This is a genomic window from Cnuella takakiae, from assembly GCF_001953305.1.
GTDB lineage: Bacteria > Bacteroidota > Bacteroidia > Chitinophagales > Chitinophagaceae > Flavisolibacter > Flavisolibacter takakiae.
This window is the reverse complement of record NZ_MTFE01000010.1, coordinates 1,771,783-1,795,559: the sequence shown is the minus strand read 5'-3', so window position 1 is coordinate 1,795,559 and position 23,777 is coordinate 1,771,783. Positions and strand designations below refer to the sequence as shown.

The following is a 23,777-nucleotide window of genomic DNA, read 5'->3' as shown; positions in this document are numbered from 1 at the left end:
ACTAAGGGAAAATCTTAATGATTGCTGAGAGGTTTCCTAAACCATGCTGATTAATAGATAAATGATTTTACTTATTAAAGCATTATAACATAAACAGTGTACTGCCGGATATGTGCATGAATTCAACTGTTCCTTACCGTTATCTTATATGATTTCTAAAGCCAATCCATCACCGACACGGTAGCTACCGTTAAGAAGGGCCTACACAACAACGGTAATTTTTAAAAAAAACAATCACCACACTTCATTACAGAGCGGCCGGAAAACTCATCCCCTATCAGCTGTATCGGTAAGAGCGACCGGGAAGATTGGTAGCCCTGTTGCTGTACCTGCCTATGATGGCAGGCACCGGAGACTGCCAAATCAAAAGGCCAGGGTGCTTAAAAATATTTTGGCAAAGCACGGTGGAACCTTGGTTGGGTACAGGGATTAACCGTGGTGGCAGGCTGTGGGAAACACATAGAGGCTTAAAAGTGGAGCGGGAAGTATGATCAGGCAGCGGTGGCTTATAACCGGGAAAATTGCTGAAGAACAAGGCGTCGAAATGACAAGCAGCGGTAGTGGGACTAAAAAGGACGCAGCAGGCCTGAAAAGGCAAATTCCAGTCGAGGCTGACCAGGGAAAATCGTTTCTATTTTTCTACACTTTGCTTTATGTTAAGTGATTTGTCCAGATCATGCACCTGCAGCATGTACTCCGCGATAAAAACAATAAAGCCTGGTTGCTGTACAAATGCAGCCGGTACAAGCAGGTGTGCGATCAAAAAATAAAGTGAGCAGAATTCTTAAACAGCCTGACCCCAGATTTGCGGGTAAATGGTACAAAACGGAACAAAACGGTCCGCCAAATAGGTGCTTTTAAGGCCAAGATCCAGAAAGGTTATTTCCGCCTGGTATTTAGTGCCGGCTAAAAAGATGGCATCATCGTCCAGGAAGGTGACTACCGAAAGGTTCATCCGTTTTGTAAAAGCATGTTTGGGTCTTTCACTAAAAATATAATCATTCAAATGATCAAGATCAGGGAAAACAAGCATCACCTTCTTCATAAAAAACTGTTCAACAATTATCACACCAATCTGTTGTAATTGTTCAACAGTAATTCAGTCAGCGCCTTAGCTTAAACAGCAAACTACCCAAATATTCCTGCAAAAAACCCCGATAGTTCAGCAACCTCCCAGCTAACTACCCTGCTATTGTTGGTTGACGAAAGCTGGTAGGGAGGGTTTTTGGTGAACGCTTATGTTGGTCTGGCCGGTAGCCACGCTCCCTCCGCATGTATGCTCCTCAAGTTTACGAATGAGCCAAGCTTGGGGTTATCCTAAAAAAGGCGCTGCATATCAAAAATGAATAGGATCGTACAAATCAATTGCTCCCTGGTACGACAGTGAGATAAGCACCAGCCCTTTGGAATCACAGGCATAAGCTGCCGGCGCCCAACAAAGCAGCCTCCTCTCCCAGCTTTGCTTTCACCGGTAAAGCTTTAATAGCATGGTCCTGTAAAACCTTGATGGTTTCCGGCATAAATAAATCCCAGGCATTGATGATATTGCCACCAACTACCACGGTTTGGACCTCCCATCCTTTTATATAAGCCGCTAAAGCTTCACCCAGGTTTCTGCCGAATTCGGCAAATAATGAAATGGCAATGTCATCACCGGGCACACGGTCGTACAACTCTTTGACATTTTTTACTGCTATCCCTGTATGCTCTTTATAGGTTTTTATAAACCACCGGGTCGAAACATAATCTTCTGCAACGGCCTCTTTGAATGGCATACAAAAAAGATCCCCGTCATGGAGCACACCATCCATGAGTACAGCTGACCCAAGCCCGGTACCCAGCGTGATGCCCACCACATGGGTACTGCCCTTTGCGGCGCCACCAAAAACTTCACCTTTCAAAAAACAACTGGCATCGTTCATCATGAAAATAGCACGGGCATCCATTTGCAGTTTCTTGGCCAGTAAGTCCTTTACATTCAGCTGGTACAGGGCTTCGTATTTATCCTGCCCCCTGATGAATGAAATACCATTTGGGTAATCAAATGGCCCGGGCATGGCGATGCCCATCTTTCCTGGTTGTACAGGATGCTTTGCGGTACAATCGGCAATTGCAGCTGTCCATTGCTGCAGAATTTCGTCCTGGTCGCCTTTTGCGTTCACAGGGTATCGTGTCAGTGAATGGTGGATGATGGCCTGCGCCTGCAGGTCGACAAGGGCGGCAGTAATATGCGAGCCACCAATATCAATACCCAGTACAATATTCTTGTTCATGTATTACCTGGTTATCACTTCAATGGTTCCGCCGTTCCTAAACAGGTCGTGCGGCACGAAATAGCCTTTGTTTTCTTTTCCATTTACCTTGATGGCTGTCAGGTTCCTGCTCGCCCCTGATTTTTTCAAGGTTAACCATTTACCCGTACCCGTTTTCCATTTTACTTCATCAAAAAGCGGAACGGTAACCAGGTACTCGGGATCGGTGGCCGAAAAGGTGTACAAGCCCAAAGCACTGAGTACATACCAGGCCGATAGCTCGCCGGCGTCATCCATTCCTGAAAGGGTAAGACCATCCTTGATGCCATAGAGGTTGTTCAAAATGTAGTCGATGATTTTTTGCGATTTCTCTGGTTTGCCAATAAAGTAATAAGCAAAAGGCGCCTCGTGGTCCGGCTGGTTGCCGTGGCAATATTGGCCTACCATGGTCTCCACATTGCGGGCGATATATGCGGGATTCCAGGGAACGGTAAACAGCGAATCCAGTTTGGATTCAAATCCTTTTGCACCGCCATACAGCTCAATTAAACCCGGCATATCATGCGGTGCATAAAAAGACACCTGCCAGGCATTGGCTTCGCGGTACATATACTCGTAATAGGGATATTCCGGGTTGAAGGGAGTGATCCATTCGCCGTTTTCCAGCCTTCCCCGCATAAAGCGGGTAGCCGGATCAAACATGTTCTTATAGTTTTTGGACCGGGCCATCAGGATGCGGTAGTTGGCCGTATCGCCCAGCTTTTTGGCAATTTGCGCCAGGGAATAATCATCGTATGCGTACTCCAGTGTTTTGGAAACCCCGGCCTTTGCCTTTGTTTCTACATGAGGATCCGGAACGTGGGGATCGGAGATATAGCCTTTTTGGATGTATTCGGCAATATAGGGACGTGCAGGGCGGGGCACATCACCTACATTGGCATTACGCAATAGTATTTTGTAAGTGCCCTTGATATCGAAATCATCGATTCCCCTGAGGTAGGCGCCGGCAATCGAGGAAGCACCATGATCGCCGTGGAAGAAGGTAGGAATGAACCCGGTTTGCTCGCCCACGTCCTTCATGGATTTAATTACATCCAGGGTGACCCCGGAGCTCATAAGGCCCAGCAATACGTCTTTATTCCGGTAGGTATCCCACAGGGAAGGCTCGGTGTAATAGTTGAAGGCTGCTTTCCTTACCGTCTTTTTTGCATCGGTGAACTCGCCGTTTACATCGCTGCGCAGCGCGGGCCATAATAGGGACCGGTACAAACAGGAATACAACATCTGCCGCTGCTTGCCTGTCCCGCCTTTTACCTGTATGGCAGAAAGGAGGTTTTCCCATACCTGGTTTGCATCATTCCGTACCTGTGCAAATGATCTGTTGCCGATTTCCTGTTCCAGGTTTTGCTTTGCGTTTTCAACGCTTACAAAAGACAACCCGATCTTCAATTCAACCGGTTTGCTGCTGCCGTTTGCCAGGTGCGCAATGGCATAACCGGTGCGCTTGCCTACCTGTATGGTATCCAGTTTAGAGATGGGCGTGTTCAGCCGGGCATAGAAGTAAACATTTTCACCACCCTGAAAACCTTGTACAACAGAATCGCCAACCTGTGTAACAGACCAGGAAGAGACCCTGCTGTTGGCCTTACCCAAATCAAATAGTATTTGACGGTTCTTGTTATCCTGGAATTCATATTGATGAAAACCACATCGCAAGGTAGAAGTCAGACTTACGTTTACCTGGTAATCATCCAGGTAAACCTGGTAAAAACCGGGTGAAGCTTTTTCCTTTTTGTGCGAAAACCGGGAACCGAATTTAGCACCCGGGTTGGATAAAGGCAGGATGGGAATATTGCAAAGGTTCCAGTGTCCTTTGTTGGTATGAGTAAAGCCCAGGATCACTGAATCTTCGTATTCATAACCAGCACCAGACCCGTATTCCGTCATCGGGCTTAGCTGCACCATGGCATTGGGCAAAGAACTGCCTGGAAATGTAAGCCCTGCCCACGAACGCCAACCTTTGGGCAGGTTATACCCAAGAATGGCGGAGTCGGTAAGCGGTGCCGTGCCAATGAATGTATTGACAAAACTCGTGTAGCGTGTTGTGCCTTGGCTATTACCAACCGTTACCGCACCTATTGCAAGTAATGTAATCCCTATTAACCTTGAGATAAATTTGTTCCAGCTTATCATTTGCCAGGATTTGTTATCAAACTTAATTTTCACAGATATAGAACCGGACTGAATAGCTAATGCTTAATGCCGTGTACCGCTTGTCTTACCAATGCAACAAAAGGCATATGGATTATAACGCTTCGTTATTGCCTTGCCTTTTTAAGCACACTTAACCTTGCATATAATTCTGCAATACATCCTTCATCAAGCAACCACTTAGGCTTGCCCAATTCATCGGCGTTTGGTGTCCAGCTACGCGTAACAAAACCATACTTATCGCGTGCATGCTGCCAGGCATAATTCAGGTCCTGCTCAATCAAATCTAAGTACTTGTAGTTCTTATCCTGGTGATACAGTGCTTCATAACCCCTGAACAGCACGGTTACGAACCAGGGCAGGTCTATTTTAAAAGCATGATCCTTGTGGTGCGGCACGGTGCTGAAATGGACATAAGCATCTTTCGCCAGTTGTTGTGCCTGCCGCAGGTATTGCGGGTCACCGGTGAATTGATACAGCAATACAGCGGCTTCCAGCATAAAGCCGGAATTGTAGGTATAAAATGTCCTGTTGACCGTTCCGTTCCTTTTCTTGTCGTTGCTGTACACACCCGTCGAATCCCGGAGGTTGGTATACATCCAGGTATAAAACTTTTTACCCCAGTTTAAATAATATGGATTTTTGGTACCCTTATAAATCTTCAAAGCCACCAGGGTTGCGGTACCATTACTGCAGGCGGGCTTCTGATCAAGGTGCCCCTCCAGCCAGGTAACACCACCGCCCAGGTCGTTGTTCCAGCCGCTGATGATAAAGCCAAACGCCTCTTCTGCACGGTGCAGGTAAACAGGATTTTTGGTGTTGAAATAACTCTCCATGTAGTCAATACCTACCAGGCCGTTGTCATCATAATACCGGTCCGACTTTTCGAACCTGGGCGGGTAAGCCTGGTAGCCCACAGGTGAACGCGATGTATCCCTGTATTGCTCCATACCAATGACACAGGTATCCAGGTATGGCTTGTATTTATTTCGCACCTCCGGAACCTGCAATAAAACATTCGTGGCTGAAAGCATCCCGGAAAAGGGCCAGAGAAAACTCACGGCTTTTTCCTGCACGCCCCCACCTTCCATATAGGTTAAGGTGTCCTTTTTACCGGAAGGAAAATTTTCTGAAAAAAGCCCAGCATGATCCCGCACACGGTAGTGCTTCCACACGTTTGCATAGATCGTTTCCGCCCGTTTCAGGTATTCGGCTGAAAGGTTCTGTCCTTGTGCACTTACCGTACCACCAACAAGGGCTACCAGTATCACTAACAATGCTTGCTTACGCATGTGCAATCTCCTCCCGAAACTTTGGTTTGACCCTTTGTACAAAGCCGCTCATCTTCTTTCGGTTGTATCGACAGATTACCGGCAAAGTATGATGCATGACTGCTGCGCTGTTTGCTACATAGCGCCCCTGCTGTAAAACGATTATTGTGCAGAGGGCGGTGGCACCTTTACACCCCAGGTTTTGTTGGGTGTACTGCCCATGGTTAGTACCAGGCGCCCGCCTTTCATCAGTTCGTCGCGGTACAGCCAGGCATTGTTCAGGGGCTTTCCATTGAACAGGGCCGATTGTACATACACATTGGTAGAAGCATTATTTTTTGTTTCGATGGACAGCTTCCTGCCATTACCCAACTGTATGGAAGCCTGCTGGAAAATGGGGCTGCCGATCTGGATGGTAGGCTTGAGATCGGTAAAACCTTTTACATCAAACAAACCCAGTGCAGCCATCACATACCAGGAGCCTAACTGGCCCTGGTCTTCATCCTGGCCGTAGCCATAACCATGAATGGGTTCGGTGCCGTAAAACTCATCGCAGATGGCACGGGTCCATTTCTGGGTAAGCCAGGGCATGCCCGAATAATTAAAGAGCCAGCTGATGTGCAGGTTGGGCTGGTTGCCGTGGTTATACAGCGATTTGATCCCGGCAAAAGCATCGATCTCTTTGCCGCCACCAAAGGCAGCCTTTTGCGAGGTATCGAAAATGTTGTTCAGGCGGTTGTTGAATTCGTCTTTGCCCACAGCGGCAATCAGGGCCGCAGGGTTTTGCGGCACAAAAAAGGTGTACTGGATGGCATTGCCTTCCTGGAAGCCACGCCAGGGTTGGACAGGATCAAAATCCTTGATAAAACTGCCATCGGCATTTTTTGGATGCACCAGTTTCTCCGCAGGATTGTAAATAGCCTTCCAGCCATTAGAAAGTTTTATCAGTTGCCCGTAATCGGCGGTTTTACCCAAAGCCCTGGCCATTTGCGCAGCGGCAAATGCACTATAGCTATACTCAAGCGTATGCGAGGCCGAGAAATGCGAACCGGTTGCATCTGTTTTATCCGCTTCGAGGTAAGGCGAAAACCCATGCTTGATGAAGGCTTCCACATCCATTTTTCCGGACCCAACCGGCCTGTTCTTGCCACTCAGCTCGTTGTGCTTAATGGCCTCATAGGCAAGCGCCACATCATAACCCCTGATGCCTGCCTGGTAAGCAGCAGCAATGGCCAGCCCCACGAAGTTGGTACCCACACCCGATACGAAATTGCTGTTGGCAATACCATCGCCAAACCAGCCCCGCTCCTTGTATACTTCGAGTTGGGTTTGCACAAAATCGCGGTACCGCTCGGGATAGGAAAGCGCCCACAATTGGGTCAGGTTCCAGTAACCGCCCCAGATAGCATCGGTGTTGTAAAAATTGTAAGAGAAGTTTCCATTCCGGTCCTTTGGCAACTGGCCAATGGTGCCATCATGCCTGGGAAAGTTCCCGTTCACATCGCTGGCCACACCGCGGCCCAGGAGCGCATGAAATAAGCCAGTATAAAACTTAGTCTTGCTCTTTTCATCGCCACCCGATACGTTTATTTTACTTAGTTCTTTTTGCCAGGTATCCTGCGCCTGCTTCTTTGCCCCTTCAAAAGAAAGGTTGCGTGCTTCGGCCTCGAAGTTGCGCCGTGCATTTTCGGTTGAAGTATAAGACAGCCCCACCTTCAGCTCAATGGCTTCGTTCTGTGCGGTCTGGTACTCCAGGAACAACCCCGCTCCTTTTCCCCGCGCCGAATCGGCGTGCTGGTTGATGCCTGCTGCAGTAAACGAACCTACGCTTGCAGGCTTCTTGCTCACCACGCCCCAGAAATACATCGACACTTTTCCCTTTGCATCATAAGTGTTCACATACCTGGGATAGGTGGTTACAAAGCCTTCGAAATGGGTATCGTCCACCATGCGTACCGTGGCATCCACCACTTCGTCGCTCTCGCCCTGCCTGTTGCCGATATCCAGCAAAATGCGGGACTGGTTGTTTTGCGGAAAGGTATAGCGGTGAAAGCCTACATGCGTGGTTGCAGTAAGTTCGGCAGTTACGTTGTATTTATCCAGCAGCACCTTGTAATACCCGGCCGTTGCCGTTTCGTTCTTCCGGTTGAATGGCGAGCGATACCCGCTGTCGGTATTCTCAAGCAAGCCGGGCTTTACCCGCAGCGGGCCCGTGGCCGGCATCACCGCCACACCGCCCACCTGCCATTCGTGAAAATGAACAAAGCTTTCAATGGAGTTGTGGCGCACATCGTATCCTACCGCTTCCCATCCCGACGGGTTGCCATACGACCCGTTGGTGGAAGGCGCCAGTTTGGCCATGCCATGCGGCACGGCTGCGGGTGTAAAAAAGAACCACCTGCTGTGTGCCGTTCCAATATTGGGGTCCACATATTTCAATACATCCTGCGCCGCTGCAGTGAGCGAGGCCAATACAATCGAGCACAAAAGGAGGTATGGTCTAAACATTTTTTTCATCTTCTTGATCGGTTAACTATTGCAGTATCGTGGTTACAGCAAGCACACTCGATGAACTACCTGCAACAAGCAATTATAAAAGGCAATGCCGGCGTGCAACAATCCGAGGAGCACACCACCAACGCAATCACTGATTTTTACCTGTACTTAGACATTAGCGCCTGCACCCGTTGCATCCAGGCCTGGTCCACACCTTCCAGTTCCGGCGACCGGTCTCCACCGTCCATCCGGGCAAAGAAATAGTATCCCTTGGTAGCCGCATCGCGGCAGGCCTTATTAAGGCCGTCGATATTCCCTTTTGCATAGGTGAGCCATTTGGCATCCTTATCCGCTTCGTACAACCGGATCATGCCCTGCGAGCCCCAGGCACACCAAGCGGGGTTCACCCTATTTTGGGTCGGGTCGGTATTGAACACGTACATTTTGTACAAAGGGTTCCAAAGCGTGGTATTCATTGCCGCTCCCAATGCCTGCGCTTTTTTGAGGTAATTGTTATCACTCAGCACCGTACTGTACAGCAGGTTGGCTTCTACCATCACCGCGTTGTCGTAGGTAAACAATTCCATGTGTTTGGTACCCGCACCCGGCCCGTCGATCTTCCAGATATAAAGTTTCTTGGCGGGATCATACATCCTGGCTACCAGCCAGGCGTCCACCTGTTTGGCCCAGTCGCGGTAGATGGTTTGCCCCGTGATTTGATACAAGCGCAAAAACAACTGCAGGGCCACACCGTTTGCCTGTGTTGGCTTGAAGGTTTTTTCCGTGCTCCACCAGAAGCCACCGCCATAGGTATCATCCCAAAGACCGCTGCTGATGATCCAATCGCCGCAGGCTTTTGCCTTGTCCAGGTAAGCCTGTTTGTCCGCACCTGTAGTAAGGTCATAGGCTTCGAGAAACACCATGCCGGTGAGGCCGTTATCATCTACGAACTTGTCGCCACCGGCACCGGAGCCATCCAGGTTGGTCTGGGCAAAATAACCGCCGCGGGGGTCGGCTTTATCCCACATGTTTTCCATCCATTGAAAGGTCTTGTTCATGGGTGTTAAGTAAGCGGCATCGCCTGCACCGATCATGGCGGCATCGGCATATACCTGGCTTACATTGTACCATTCGTAAGCTACGTTTGAATGCGAGGTAGTGTTGGCCCGGTAGCTGCCATACTGCGTCAGCAGGTTGCCGGCAACAAATGCCTGTGTTTCTTTTGCCAGCTGCAGATAGGAAACAGTAGTTGTGGGAATGGTATCAACGGGCGGCGGGGTTGGCGGCGGATCCACATCCTGCTTACTGCACGAAGCCGCCAACACCACCATTCCTATAAGCCAAAATGAAATTTTCATGCTGTTTTGTTTAACCAGGGTTCTATTGAAAAGCCAATGCACCAATTACAGAACGGTAATGGTATGGGTGTAGGGCCCGTCGGCTTTGAATGATACACTTACCTTTACGTCTTTCCTGTCGGCTGCGGGATCGAACTTATACGTGTTATCCCATTGGTTATTGCTTACCGGAACAAGCGAGAAATAAGACCTTGGCTGGCCGGCAGGTTGCACATTGTTGGCATTCTGGCTGCCCATGTATTCATTGCCTGTTGCCGTGCGCAAGATGAACTTGTAGCGTTCATCACGACCCCAGGAAAACTGGAAGAATTCAACCGGGATCCGTGCAGCTTCCCAGGTACTGTTGCCCACATAAGTGAGCTGGCCGATTTCGGTGTTGTATGCCGACATAAACAAACCCAGGCCCTGGATCTCTGTAGCACTGGTAGTGGCCACGTTGAAATCAAAACGTAAACGGTATACTTTCTTTGCTTCGTTAAGTGCCGGAGCAGTAGTCCCGGCCCTGATCATTCCGGTTGCATCAACAAAATATTGCGCAGCGCCAGCTTCCGGCTTTTCGGTAAGCAGGTAACTGCCAGGTTGCAATGAAGTATACAACTCATACACGCCTTCTTCCACTTTCTTCAGGGGGATGGCCTTGGTAATGTCATTGCCCGCTTCGGTGGCCGTACCATACAGGTACAATGTAGCGGGCACAATGGCAAAGCCGGCTGGCCGCTCCACCTGCAGGGTGCGTGTTTCCGCACTCAACAATGCATTGGTGCCCTTGGATGCCATAACGGCCCATTTAACCCTGCCTGCACTGGATGATTCAACGCCAGCAAGGGCCGCCACCTTGTTCAGGTCTTTTTGGGTTAGCGATGCCCTGGTTTCTACGCCCGAACCATCGGAAACAGTTCTGTAAATGGGGTTGCTAAAATTGCCATCTGCCTTGTCGAAAACAAGCTCGTACAGGATCAGGCCGCTGTCTGCAGTTTGCGCAGCTGTCCATTCAAAAACAAGATCAGCGCCGGTTGCAGGCTCCAGCTTAATGGCCGACAAATCGGTTGGCGCACTTAAACGGCCAACAGGGGTGAGCGATGTATCCAGGTCCCGCACCTCTTTGGTACAGGATGTTATTGTGAACAGTGCCAGCAGGGCCACACTGAAGTATACCAAACTCTTTTTCATATAGAAGCTATTAAGTAGGCTATGGATTAATAGCCGGGGTTTTGTTGGAGTTTATTATTGAGGTTCAGTTCTGAAGCGGGTATGGGCCAGAGGTAGTTCTTAGCCGGGTCGAACTTGCGGTCCTGAACCCTGATATAGCCATTGTCTACACTGGGGCTGCCAAACCTGGCACCGCGTGCCCAGCCATTCAACACCACTTCAGCGATCTTCCACCTCCGGATGTCGTCTGTCCGCAGGTTTTCCATGGCCAGCTCAGTTCTGCGCTCCTGCCTGATGATATTGGTCATATTTGTATTACCCGGGTAGTTCAGGGCAGCAGCATCGGTAAAGCCGGCCCTTGCACGCAAGGCCCTGATAGTTTTATCCCAAACCCCTGCATCCATCTGGCCCAAAGCCTGTTTGGCTTCGGCATACATCAGGAGCACTTCGGCAAAACGTATCAGGTGGAGGTTATTGCCCGATACGAAATTGGCCAGTGCAGCGGGATCGTAGTACTTACGCCAGTAGTAGCCGGTTTTGGTACCCTGCCCGGTAAGGCTGTACTCATCCAGCGCCGACCGGTCGGGATCGGAACCAGGCTTGATATAGATGGTTTTGGTGATGCCATTACCCGTCCAGCGATAACCGTCATAAACCACGGTAGCTGTTAAGCGTGGATCCCTGTTGGCGTAAGGGTTGTTCTCATCATAACCCGAACCGCTTTCATTGATGGATTTTCCATTCAGCATGATGTAGTTATCCACCAGCGACTGCAAGGGCGCCATCGAGCTTACGCGGCCACCCACCGAGCGGGGTGCAAAGTCCCAGAACTGGTTCCAGGTACGGGTAGGCAGTGCATACTGAAGCGCCAGAATGGTTTCGGGATTCGTTTTGTTTAATGTAGGATCGTTGAACAGGCCGCTGTAGCTAGGGGCAAGCGAATAGCTGCCATAGGTATTGGGATTGTTCATCAGCTGCTCGCAGAGGGTGACAACTTCGGCCATACGGTTGCCCTGGTACAACAACACCCTTGCCTGCAAAGCCACAGCCGCCGCATTGGTGATGCGGCCCTGGTCGCCGGCGTCGTACCCGTTCTTTGAAGGAAGGATAGCCGCTACTGCTGTGAGTTCATCCACGATAAACTTCACTACGGCATCCTTGGGCGAACGGGGTATCTGCTGCGCTTCTTCGGGTGAGATATTGCGATCTACCAGCGGCACATCACCATACCATTTGGTAAGGTTGAAATGGGCAAAGGCCCGGATAAAGCGCACTTCGGCCTTCATCCGCTCAATGGTTGCGGCAGGCAAGGATTTGTTCTGGTCAACACCTTCCAGGAACAGGTTGCAGGATTTGATGGTGCTGTAGTAGTAAGACCAGTCGTTCCGGAACTTACTCAGCGAAGGGGTGTACAAACCAGCAGGTATCACATTGTAGTCGCCGGTATTGGAATAAGCATTGTCCGACAGGGCCTCGTTGTAAAAATAGAGGTCGCTGTTGTACAACAGGCTGTAGTTGTTATTCAGGGCATTGTTCACGTTTTCGTTGACACCCCAAAAGGTCAGGTCCGAGAAAGTATCGGTAGGTGCCAGGTCCAGTTTCCGGCACCCTGTTGCCAACAGGGCAGCAATGGCCACGGCGTATATTTTATTGGAGAATTTCATTTGTTCTTTGTTTGCGTTATCGTTAGAAAGTAATATCGAGACCCACACCATAAAACACGGGCAGCGGGTAACTGCGTGCACTGTTGGAGCTGGAACCGAGATTGAGGTCGTTACCAAACTCGGAAGTCTCCGGATCGATGAAACTGAGTTTGCTGAGGGTAAGCAGGTTCTGCCCGATGAGGGAAGCCCTTAAGCGTTGCATGCCCCATTTCTGGGTCATGGCTGCAGGCAGGGTGTAACCGATGTTTACGTTTTTGAGGCGTATGTAGGCAGCATCATACTTATAGATGTCGGAGCCTGTGCGCCAGTTGTTGTTGTTGGACGCCGACCCGATGTTGGCAAACCTGGGATACCTGGCATTGGGGTTGGCAGGGGTCCAGGAATCGGTCATGTGCTCGTAGATGGTCTGGCCATAGTTGTAGTGAAAAGGCTCTACCAGTTCGCCCCTCAGGAAGGCGTCCCTTTTGCCAACACCCTGTGCAAAAATCTGCACGTCAAATCCTTTCACCGCAAGCCGGTAGGTAAAGCCAAAGGTGTACCGCGGAAAAGGATTACCCAGTACGGTTTTATCACCATCGTCGATCCTGCCGTCGTTGTTCAGGTCTTTGAATTTGAGGTCGCCGGGAGCCACATCAGCACCTGCAGGCTTTGCCGATCTTGCGATCTCCTCGGTGTTTTGGAAAATACCAGCCACCTGGTAGCCGTAGTATTGCGTGATGGGCGATCCAACCCTCCTGATAAGCGAGAACACATCCTGGTTCCTGATCTCTTCGGCCTTTGCCGAATTCAGGCGCAGCAGCTCGTTGTTGTTATCAGCAAAGTTGAAGCTGAATATATGACTGGCTACTCGCTTATTCAGGTTGTAGTTCAACGTAAACTCATAACCCGAGTTCTTCACCTTGGCGATATTGAAGGCAGGGAAGCCGGCACCATATATAGCTGGCACATCTTCGCGTGGCTGCAGAATATTGTCGGTTACCTTATTGAAGTAATCGAAAGAAAAGGTCAGTTTATTATTCAGCAAACCCGCATCCAGGCCTGCATTGAAGGTGGTTGCCGTTTCCCAGGTAATATCCGGGTTGCCCTGCCTGAAACCGGCACCACCTACTACATTACCGCCAAAAGCATAGGCGCTCTGGTAATTGAAATAGGTAGATTGGTACTGATAAGACCCTACGCTCTGGTTGCCCAGCGAGCCGTACGAAACACGCAGCTTCAGGTTGTTGACGCTCCTGTTGATCCGGTCCATGAATGGCTCCTGCGACAGCAACCAACCTGCACTGATGGAGGGGAAGAAAGCTGCCCTGTTTGCCTTGGCGAACTTGGAAGAGAAATCTTCCCTGAAGTTGCCTTCCAGCAAGTACTTGTTCTTGTACGAGTAGTTTACCCTTCCGAAAAAGGAGCTCAGACTGGTGGCATCCACCCCCACACTGTTGTTGGAATTGCCCGGGGTGATGAGGGTGCCGGTGGTAGGCGTTCCCAGGAACCGGTCGGTCAGGGTTCTTTCAATCGAAAACCCGCGGCCCGTATAGTTTTCATTCGAACCGCCCAGCAACACTTTGAAGTAGTGTTGATTCAAAGTCTTGGTGTACTCTGCATACAGCTGGGTGTTGAGCTGTAGGTTCTTGAAGTTGTTATCCGACACCGCACGGTCATTACCATATACACCCGCGGGTAGAAAATCAACCTGTATCCGACGGTAAAAATTATTGCCGTTAAAAATGGTACCGCCAAATACACCAGTGAGCTTGAGGTCTTTGGTGATGGTTAACTGGCCATTCAGGTTGGCAAATATTTCATCCACATCCGACTGGTTGTAACCACCTTTTTCCAACACACCGTACTCGTTATACTGCGATGCCACCGGGTTGGTGAGGTAATTGCCCGCCGAGTCTTTCCAGCTGTAGTTCAGCGGCACCCTGTTGGCGTCGGCAAAGATGTTGTTGTCGCCAACGCTGTTGGTTTTGTTGCGTGTTTTGGTATAGTTCAGGATCACATTAGCCCGGAACCTGCCCGCAATGGTGGTCTGGTTCAAACGCAGGTTATACTTCTGGTATCCAAAGCCCGCACCACTGCCGCCATTACCGATAAAATTGCTGCCCTGGTTCTGGTAACCACCCGAGATAAAATAGGAACTGTTTTCACCGCCGCCACTGATGCTCAGGTTATGGGTTTGAAACAGGGCGTTCTTCAACAGGTGCTCTATATCCCAGGTGCCATTTCCCTGCGCTTTGAGGTTCTGTATATCCTGTGGCGTATAAATGGGCTGCAATCCCGAATTGATCAGGGACAGGTTCTTATAATAAGCATTATCCCAGGCACTCACTTTTTTTACCAGTACCCTTGGTTCCTGCAGGCCAACATTGCCATTGTAGGCGATGGTAGCTTTCTGATTTCTACGGCCGGACTTAGTAGTAACCAACAACACACCGTTTGCTGCACGGGAACCATAAATGGCAGCCGATCCTGCGTCTTTCAATACCGACACGCTTTCAATATCGTTCGGGTTGATGGTGTTGATATTGCCGCCAACGATGCCGTCAATGACGATCAGCGGTGTATTATCACCCAGGGTGCCCAGGCCCCTGATATTGATGTTCACGCCGCTGCCGGGATTGAAATCGCGTTGCTGGATGATCAGGTTGGGCGACTCACCCTGCAATGCCTGCAGGGTATTGGTTACGGGTTTGTTCTCGATGCTTTTCGATGATATCTGGTTTACGGAACCGGTCAGCGATCCCCTACGCTGTGTGCCATATCCTACCACCACCACGTCGCTCAGCAAAGTGCCTGCGCTATTGGCAAGGGTGATATTGATTTCTCTTTGCGTACCAATGGCAATAACCTGGCTGGTATAGCCGGTGTAGGAAAAGGTTAAGCTCCGGCTTGCATAATTATCCGGGACATTGAGGTTGTACCTGCCGTTGGCATCGGTAACGGTACCAACCGTGGTGCCGGCAATGCTGACACTCACACCCTGCAGGGGCTGGCCGCTGCTGTCAACAACCTGGCCCGTGATGGGGATTGCAAAATTCCCCTTATGATCCCGTTCCTTGTAGTTGTCTTTGGCTTGTGCATCGGCCAGCCAGCAGAAAAGGGCCAGCACCATCAGCAGTGTTGTTTTGAGTTGCCTGTTACGCAACAAGGATAACTGGCTTTGCGTGTTTGATAATCTTGGACTCATATGGCGTTTTTAAATAAGTTTTTAGGCGCTTTTTTCCAGGAGACCGTTCGGTGTTGCAGGCACCACTTGTACAGGCCGGTAAGGGTTGCGTTTTTTATTGTTTTATGGTTGATGTTGCGGTGTATCCAGGCGCTTTTTTGTGGTGCGCATTTTTCCAGTATGCTTCGATATTTTCCAGTGAGCGGCCCTTGGTTTCGGGGATTAGTTTCCAGGTAAGCCACAATGCCGGCGAACAACAGAGGGCGAAGATCCAAAAGGTCCATGCGGAGCCCAGCCCTTCGAGCATGGCTGGTGTTAACTGGCCTACCAAAAAATTACCGACCCATAAGGAAAGCGTTGCCAGCGCAACGGCTCTGCCCCGAACAGCATTCGGGAAGATCTCTCCTACTACTACCCAGCAAACCGGGCCGAAGGAAAAAGCAAAACAGGCGATAAAGGCAAGAATGGAGATGAGTATCCAAGGGCCGGAGGTAACATCCAAAGCGAACAGCACCCCGATAACGAGCAGGGATAATACAGCGCCGCCAACACCGGCAAACAGCAAGGGCCGCCGTCCCCATTTGTCAATGGTAAAAATGGCGATGAAGGTAAAGACCACGTTTACCAGGCCTATGGTAACCTGACCGCCCAGGGCGCTGTTCAGCGTAAACCCTGCCTGTTCCAGGATGCGTGGGCCGTAATAGATCACTGCGTTGATGCCGCACACCTGCGATAGAAAAGGCAGGAGCAGCCCAATCAACAGCGCCTTGCGGTAAACGGGTTTGAACAATTCACTGAAAGAGGTCTCATCCTGCTTGCTTTCTTTTCTAAATGCGGCTACTTCTTTCGCCGCAGCGTCGGTGCCGTCCAGCCGGGTAATAATGGCTTTAGCCTGTTCTTCCCTGCCTTTCAACAGCAACCACCGGGGTGATTCCGGAACAATAAAAAGGCAAACCAGGAATATGATGGCCGGCACTGCGCCAAGGCCCAGCATGGCCCGCCACACTTCGTCGGAAAAGATATTTTGGGTAGCCGCACTCCCGAAGGTTTTGGCGGCATTGTTGGCGAGGTAAGCATTGGAAAAATAAGCCAGTACAATACCAATGGTCAGGGCCAGTTGGTACAAGGATACCATCGTACCGCGCAGGCGGGAAGGGGCAAACTCCGATATATACAGCGGACAAACCATGGAAGCAACACCAATGCCCAAACCACCGATCAAACGAAATAGGATCAGCGCTGTAAACGATTCCGCAAGCATACAGCCAAGTGCAGAAAAAAGAAACAAAAGCGCCGAGAGGATCATCACGAGTTTACGGCCGTAAGCATCACTCAGCTTACCGGAAACGCTCACACCCAGAATGCACCCCAGGAGGGCACAACTTACAAACCAGCCCTCGCTCACAGCGTTCAGGCTAAAATCGTTTGTAACCAGGCTGATGGTACCGGATATGACAGCCGTATCAAAACCAAACAGGAACCCGCCCAATGCTGCAATAAAGGACACAAGAAAAAGGTATCCCTTGTGTGAAGCATTTGTTTCATTAGCTATAGCAATCGTACGCATGGTTTAAAAGAGTTGTTGGTACTTATCAGAACTTGTCGTCTGCTATCTTCCAGCAGTTAAGAAGCGGCTACTTTATTTGCACCAGGGCACCACTTATGCAGTGACTGATGATTGGGTATAAAGAGCGCCGGTTTTTATAAAACAGGTTACCTGAAGACGGAACAGTTATTTGAAAACAGCTTGATGGAAAGCCGCATTCCGTTTTATTTCAAAAATGCTTTGATCACTTTTGCCAGGCCTTTACCGCGGTTAACCAGTTGATAGGATTGTGCCGCAGCCGGGATGACAAAAGTTTCTGCGTAGGCAAATTGTTGCGCAGTGCCATCGGCTGTCTGCACTGCAACAGCGCTACCTTCCACCAGCATCAGTACATGACACCGGTCTTCCGTATCAATATTTACTGAACCCGAAAACTCGATGCGGTGTACATCGTAAAAATGTTCCGCGTGGGTGGGCAGGTGTACCAGTTGATAATCTGCGCCCTGCTCCAGCACATAGGGTTTCGACAGCAGTTCCTGTTTTACCCTGTCGCCTTTTCTGCTGAAGTCAAGGTTGTTAAATGCATGCTCCAGGTTGATGGGGCGGGGTTTACCATCGAGGTCCAGCCGCAGCCAGTCGTACATTTTGAAGGTGAAGATGTAGGGCGTGGCACTGATTTCAAGCACCAGGTTTCCGGCGCCTGCACTGTGCACCGTTTGGTTGGGAATCAGGAACAGGTCGTGTTTTTGGGCGGGATGCTTTTGTACGAAGGTTTCTATATCCAGTTCAATACCCTCTTCCTGGCTGGCCTGCAGGGCCGTGTAGAATTCATCTGCATCAATGTGCTCCTGGAAACCCAGGTACACCTGTGCGTCTTCCTGGCAATCCAGGATATAATAGGTTTCATCCTGCGTGATGATTTCACCAAACTGCGATTGGATATATTGGCGGGAGGGATGACATTGAATGGAAAGATTACCGCCGTCGAACGTATCCAGGAAATCAAAGCGGATGGGGAACTCATCTCCAAAGGTTGCGGCATGGCGGCCAAGGACGGCCTCATTACCCGCAAACATCAGGAAGTCGAAGGACACCTCAAGCAGGTAGCCGCTGCTTTCAAATACCAACCCGTTTTCGGGCACAATCAGTTCGAATGACCATGCATAGTTTACAACGTCTTTATTCAGGCCGGGAATCTTGTTTTTGATCCACTGCCCGCCCCAGGCGCCGGGTTCAAACCAGGGCCGTACGCGGAACAGGGACTTGCTGATCTTGTCCAGCCCTTCCATAAGCGTCGACCAATGCATCCAATTGATATCATCGAGCCATTGTCCATCGGCAATAACTGCAATGCGGTTTAGCAAAGCTTTTTTATGGTTATTGGCAAGCACCCAATCCACAAAGTAGCAGCGCTTGTAACTATAAAAAGGCTCGTTCACCTCATTGCTTCCGAGGTTATAAATCGACCCGGCACGCATCCTGAACTGGATCTCGTTCTTGGGAAGGTCGATGTAAATAAGCGGGGCTTTCCACCCGCATAAAGCGGCCCCGGTACCTATAACGATGTTGATATTATATTCACCCTCGGGAGTGGCCTCTTTGAAACCTTGCTGGTCGTATAAATCAGCTAAGGATAAGGAGCATTTAGAACCCCACACGGAGTCATAGGTGCCCAGGTAAGGCTGCACCAGGGCCTCTATCACCGCTGGTGCTTTTAAAAAGTCGTCAGTTTGCACCCACTTTACCGACAGGCCGGCGGTATCAAAACAATGCTGCAGGGCCGCTTGCACCTTATCCCAATACACACCTACATAACCATCTATCAGTACGGTTTTTTGCCCGCAGATCCACTGTGCAAGTGCATCATAACCATTGAAAATTTTATGATCGCCTACTGAATGGAAGGGATAAATATCATATGCACTATCCTTCAACTCGTTATTGGTAAGCTGTACCGGCATCAGGTACTGCGCGGTTTTTCGCAATTGGGGGGCAGCCGGCTTCATCTTTCGGTCTGTATTCGTACTGGTCAGGTCATTGTTCATATGGACGACAAATGGTGTGGTGAGCGATCGCCGATGTATTGCGGGGTGAACCAAAACAGGTAGCAGATCGTTGTAGAAGTGAAATTATGTCGTAATGTCCATACATATTAACTTTTGTGCCGAATTTTTTTTAGAGACAACCAGCTCATCAAAGCTAATTAACTATAAATCATTGAGTTGTTCTTACAACAGGTCTGAACAAATGCATAGACAAATAGGGATAAATTGATAATATTGCAGTACAATCTTCCAAAATGCGCTATGCCATAGACCACAAAAGCTCTTATCCTTTGCACAAACAGGCCGAAACCCTGTTGCGGGAAATCATCGCCGGAGAAGAGTACCAGAATGGCAAACTGCTGCCCAACGAAGTAGAACTGGCAAAAAAACTGGCGATCTCCCGCACCACGCTCCGGCAGGCCATCAATACCCTGGTTTCCGAAGGTTTGCTGGTACGCAAGAAAAGGATTGGCACCAAGGTGGCACCGGCACCGGTGAGTTCCAAATCAAACAATTGGCTAAGCTTTTCACAGGAAATGAAGGTGCGGGGCATCCCCATCAAAAACTTTGAACTGCACATCACCTGGGTGTACCCGGATGAGGCACTGGCTAATTTTTTTGAAATAAAAACAGATCGTAAGATTTTAAAACTGGAGCGGGTACGCGGCAAGACCGAAGAGCCATTTGTTTATTTCGTTTCTTATTTCCACCCCCGCATCGGGCTTACCGGCAACGAGGATTTTAAACGGCCTTTGTACGAGATTCTCGAAACGGATTATTCTGTTATTGCAGCCCTTTCGAAAGAAGAGATCAGTGCCAAAGCTGCCGAGCCTTTTATTGCGGAAAAACTAGGTATTGCTGTTGACAGCCCGATCCTTTTCCGCAAGCGCTATGTATTTGACCAGGGAGAGAGACCCATTGAATACAACCTGGGATATTATAAAGCGGACAGCTTTGTTTATACTGTGGAGAGTACCCGGTGAGGTCTTTTCCCCTGATGCTTCAATCGAACCTTTCGTTTCTACTTCCAATTTCTTTATAAAAAATAACCTATCACTGGAACATGCCAGATGTGCCACCCTATTTTAAAACTATCCAGTTTTGGATATGATCTTCTAATAAATACTGAAGTAAAGCATTGGAAGCAAAAGAGGAAAAATCTATCGAAGGCTACAATCCAAACTTCGGCCAATACAAGCTATACCTTGATGGCTTCGCGTCGATCCTTTGAAAATGATCTTATATCAAGCAATCTTTCATCATTCTAGGGTCCTGTTAAGTTATGCCGCTGCCGAGCAGATGGCTTATTGCTTCTTTTGAACAATAGCCTTAGTTGCTACCCATTGGTGTTGCAACTAAACACAAAGAGGTTGCGCACCACTGGTTAAGGTCATAGTTCTAGCGGATGTAAGCAAGCTGTTGTATCTACCAACAGCCCACCGGAAGGTTGTATTCCTTTGATGGGCGATGGGATAAAACGAATAGCCCGCAAATCATGGATTTTGCGGGCTTTAAAATGTTTGTCCGGTTTTGCTCCCAGCTCCAAGTACGAAACCTGGGTTTGCACACTTGGTACATGCAAACTATCCCTTTAGCCGGATCTCAAAATCCTTCACAGGACCAAGCAGCGTTTCCAGTTTCAACTTATTGTCGCCTGCACCCATCCCTGCCTCCTTCAGCTCCACCTGAATGGTGATGGATTTGCCTTTTTCAATGTTTATAGGAAAGACGGGCAGTTTCAGTGACCAGCGGCCGGCATCCTTACCCAACAGCTCAGCGGCAATGATTTCCACTGCATCACCTTTATTGGTGATAACAATTTCCTTTCGCTCTCCTTTTTTAAAGACCAGTTCTCCTGCAGCACTGCTTAATACCGGGACTCCATTTTGATGAAAGTTGATCGGCCTGGATTCGATATTTTTCAGGAAGTGCTCCGCTCCTTCACTCTGGAACTGTATCCGCCCCCCGGTGGTTTGCTGATGCAGGTCTTCCCGATAAATGTTGTACAGCCGGTTAACCACAAATCCATTTACAATAAAAACGGCATCAGCACCACGGGCCACCAGCTCGCCGGTTGTCCACTGCCCCTCAGGGCTTTCAAAATTTGCGGACCGGTATACCCGCTTGTCCGTGTGCTTGAAGGGTCCGTTTGGATCGTACTGGTCTACCACATCGCCGTCATCCTTTGACGGGCTTACCTGAATTTCCGGAATACCTGCACCTACATTGTGGTAATCCCCGATATCTGTTTGCTGGATTTGTAGTTCCAGGCTGCGCATCCAGCATTTGGAGCCATAATCGTACGGGAGAGAGCAGTGAAATAAAAGGCCGCCATCGGGCACCACCTGTTCCCTGGGCGCCCATTTCTTTGCCCCCCATTTAACCTGGAACCGCAGGTGGTAATTGCTAAATGACTCTTTTGTCATAATGCCGCCCCAGTCCTGCCCGGAGATCCGCAACCCTCCGTCCACCACCGTAAAAACCCCGTGCGGATCCTTGTTCAGGCCAATGGGTGTTTGGTCTGCAGCAGCCACAGAAGGCACAAGGTAGGTTTCCCAGTCCTTCAGGTCCCTGCCGTTAAAAAGTGGTTTCCATTGGCCCACACCCGGGAGCTGGGCATAGGATGGCGCAAGGACAAAACAGAAAAAAGCTACTATCAGGGCGTGAAGCGGAAAGGCAGGAAAAGCCCTCCCGGAGCTTTCCTTTCCAAGGCTCCTAAGGGGATCCGTGAAGGGTTTTTGAGCAGTCATACAATCATATTTCTGCCAAAGCTATCCTTAGACCCATGGTCCTTACTGGTATAAATCTATCATATTTCGGTAGATTCATACCTTATGAGACGCTATGTCCGATATGAACCTTTTGACATCTATTGCTTTGAAGCATCGGAATGGATTCATCCAACTCATAATCACACCTACTTCGAGATTATTTTCATACGGGAAGGCAGTGGCTGGCACATGCTGAACGGCAACACCCTGCCCTACCGGAAAGGGGACATCTTTTTATTGGGACCGGAAGATTATCATCATTTCAATATTGAAGTCTCCACAACTTTTGCCTTCATACGTTTTACAGAAAGCTTTGTCAAAGCACCCGGTATTCCAAAGCACAAACACTGGCAGCAGGTGATCGATTCGTTATACACATCCGGATACCAGTCGAATGGCAGTATTGTACAGTGCGAAGAAGAAAAAATGGTGCTTGACAACCTGCTTACCGTACTTATTTACGAATACCGGAACAAGCATAACGAGGCTTATGAAGTGATCATGGAAAGCCTCATGAAAGCATTATCAAGCATCCTGGCCAGGAACCTTATCCGGCAAACCAACTTTGCGGACAGAAAACTTCATCCTGCCCCATTGGTTGACAGGTTGCTGATCTATATACGGCAAAATATTTCCAACCCGGAAAAGTTGAAGCTGGAGTGCCTGTCGGAAGCATTCAATTATGCCCCTACTTATTTAAGCACCTACTTTAAAAAACAGGTCGGGGACTCGCTGCAGCAATACATTGTAAAATACAAACTGAGCCTGGTAGCAAATGCCCTGCAGAACAGCGACAAAACCATATCATCCATAAGCTTTGAATATGGGTTCACGGATGAAAGTCACTTATCCAAAATCTTTCGTAAATATTACGGGTGCTCCCCTGGTAGTTTCAGGAAGGATAAAGCTTTCTGAGAAAATGAAAAAGGTCTTTGTTGACAGCCACAGGACTGTTTTATCCTGACACAATAATTATTCTTACAATAGCCCCATTGAACATACAGCTGGTTGTCGCACCCTTGCTTTTAAAATTATAAAAACCGGCGCGTTGCAAACGGACTAAATTCATAATACCTAATCTCGTTTGTACTTTCTGATTGTTAAACTGGTATTTGAAATACCATACGAATGAGCCGGACTCCTGCGACCACTTGGAGAATTTACTATTTGGTAATTTTCAGGAAGGCTTTTACATGAGTCCCTTAACACCCATTCAGTATACTCCATATCGTTCAATTGATAATGGAATGAATTTTCATTTGAGCAAAAGGACTGTTCCTTTCTTTGATTTTTCCTCCTCGCTTCCCAACTTATACCTGAATGTCCGCACAAAGACACTGCTGCTTAAATTACATCGAAAGCGCTAACGGCCAGCGGGTGCTGCTGTAGTTAGTTTGGTAGACCTAAGGAGGAATGATGTTGCAGTACTATATATGAATTTAAACAAAGGTCAATTCAAGGCCATGAACACATTGAGAATTTTGATGCTGGAAGACCATTGATTAGTGCAGGCCGGTAGCGCACCATATTTTTTTCAGGAATAATTATAGACCAGCATATCGCAGGAATAATTGGTAAACGACGTGCCCTACAAAAATGCAATTTTTCTCTGAAAAGGCATTCTGTAATCCAATAAAAGGAAAGAGGGAATAAAAAAAGAATAGGCCTTCGGTATTTATTGACTATTGGCTTAATTAAGTCGGGAAGACAGCCCGATAAATAAATCCCACAACACCTTGAAAATCAATTTTTTGCAAGCACGAAATATAAACAACTCACAGAAAGCTCACTAAGTAAAGAACTCCATTGGATATATTCAAATTACGAATTATACCGCCCTATAACCTACCA

At 48.9% G+C, this 23,777-nt stretch carries 14 protein-coding genes; 2 read left to right on the top strand and 12 right to left on the bottom strand.

Annotation, left to right across the window (positions count from 1 at the left end; genetic code table 11):
* Nucleotides 1-784 precede the first annotated feature (784 nt).
* From BUE76_RS24460 to BUE76_RS07900, 11 genes are all read right to left on the bottom strand, one after another.
* Nucleotides 785-955 (bottom strand): hypothetical protein, encoded by a 171-nt coding sequence (locus BUE76_RS24460; RefSeq protein ID WP_158069940.1) that lies wholly within the window; start codon nt 953-955, stop codon nt 785-787.
* Between the two features lie 454 nt (nt 956-1,409).
* Entirely contained in the window at nt 1,410-2,273 is an 864-nt protein-coding gene (locus tag BUE76_RS07945; RefSeq protein ID WP_073043804.1) for an ROK family protein, read from the bottom strand.
* A 3-nt stretch (nt 2,274-2,276) separates the two neighbouring features.
* Nucleotides 2,277-4,445 carry a GH92 family glycosyl hydrolase gene (locus BUE76_RS07940; protein ID WP_073043802.1) on the bottom strand — a complete coding sequence of 723 codons (2,169 nt, stop codon included), beginning with the start codon at nt 4,443-4,445 and terminating at the stop codon, nt 2,277-2,279.
* Between the two features lie 125 nt (nt 4,446-4,570).
* Nucleotides 4,571-5,755, bottom strand: coding sequence for a glycoside hydrolase family 76 protein (locus tag BUE76_RS07935; protein WP_073043800.1), 1,185 nt, complete (start codon nt 5,753-5,755; stop codon nt 4,571-4,573).
* Between the two features lie 141 nt (nt 5,756-5,896).
* Complete coding sequence (locus tag BUE76_RS07930) at nt 5,897-8,251, bottom strand: GH92 family glycosyl hydrolase (protein WP_073043798.1); 2,355 nt, start codon at nt 8,249-8,251, stop codon at nt 5,897-5,899.
* Nucleotides 8,252-8,388: 137 nt separating this feature from the next.
* The gene (locus BUE76_RS07925) at nt 8,389-9,588 is read right to left on the bottom strand and encodes a glycoside hydrolase family 76 protein (protein ID WP_073043796.1); all 1,200 of its coding nucleotides are present in this window, start codon (nt 9,586-9,588) and stop codon (nt 8,389-8,391) included.
* A 45-nt stretch (nt 9,589-9,633) separates the two neighbouring features.
* Nucleotides 9,634-10,758, bottom strand: coding sequence for a SusE domain-containing protein (locus BUE76_RS07920; protein ID WP_073043794.1), 1,125 nt, complete (start codon nt 10,756-10,758; stop codon nt 9,634-9,636).
* Between the two features lie 26 nt (nt 10,759-10,784).
* Complete coding sequence (locus tag BUE76_RS07915; RefSeq protein ID WP_073043793.1) at nt 10,785-12,401, bottom strand: RagB/SusD family nutrient uptake outer membrane protein; 1,617 nt, start codon at nt 12,399-12,401, stop codon at nt 10,785-10,787.
* A 22-nt stretch (nt 12,402-12,423) separates the two neighbouring features.
* Complete coding sequence (locus tag BUE76_RS07910; protein WP_216820640.1) at nt 12,424-15,585, bottom strand: SusC/RagA family TonB-linked outer membrane protein; 3,162 nt, start codon at nt 15,583-15,585, stop codon at nt 12,424-12,426.
* 94 nt (nt 15,586-15,679) lie between these two features.
* Nucleotides 15,680-17,131, bottom strand: a complete 1,452-nt coding sequence (locus BUE76_RS07905; protein WP_073043789.1) for a sugar porter family MFS transporter — start codon at nt 17,129-17,131, stop codon at nt 15,680-15,682.
* Nucleotides 17,132-17,334: 203 nt separating this feature from the next.
* Nucleotides 17,335-19,155, bottom strand: a complete 1,821-nt coding sequence (locus BUE76_RS07900) for a class I mannose-6-phosphate isomerase (RefSeq protein WP_073043788.1) — start codon at nt 19,153-19,155, stop codon at nt 17,335-17,337.
* A gap of 254 nt (nt 19,156-19,409) precedes the next feature.
* Here BUE76_RS07900 and BUE76_RS07895 point away from each other — a divergent pair, with 254 nt between their 5' ends.
* Nucleotides 19,410-20,138, top strand: coding sequence for a GntR family transcriptional regulator (locus BUE76_RS07895; RefSeq protein ID WP_073043786.1), 729 nt, complete (start codon nt 19,410-19,412; stop codon nt 20,136-20,138).
* Nucleotides 20,139-20,738: 600 nt separating this feature from the next.
* Here BUE76_RS07895 and BUE76_RS07890 read toward each other — a convergent pair.
* Nucleotides 20,739-21,905 (bottom strand): 3-keto-disaccharide hydrolase, encoded by a 1,167-nt coding sequence (locus BUE76_RS07890; protein WP_073043784.1) that lies wholly within the window; start codon nt 21,903-21,905, stop codon nt 20,739-20,741.
* Nucleotides 21,906-21,989: 84 nt separating this feature from the next.
* Between BUE76_RS07890 and BUE76_RS07885 the strand changes: the two genes are divergently transcribed.
* Nucleotides 21,990-22,841: a helix-turn-helix transcriptional regulator gene (locus BUE76_RS07885; RefSeq protein WP_073043782.1), complete on the top strand. Its 852-nt coding sequence runs from the start codon at nt 21,990-21,992 to the stop codon at nt 22,839-22,841.
* Nucleotides 22,842-23,777 lie beyond the last annotated feature (936 nt).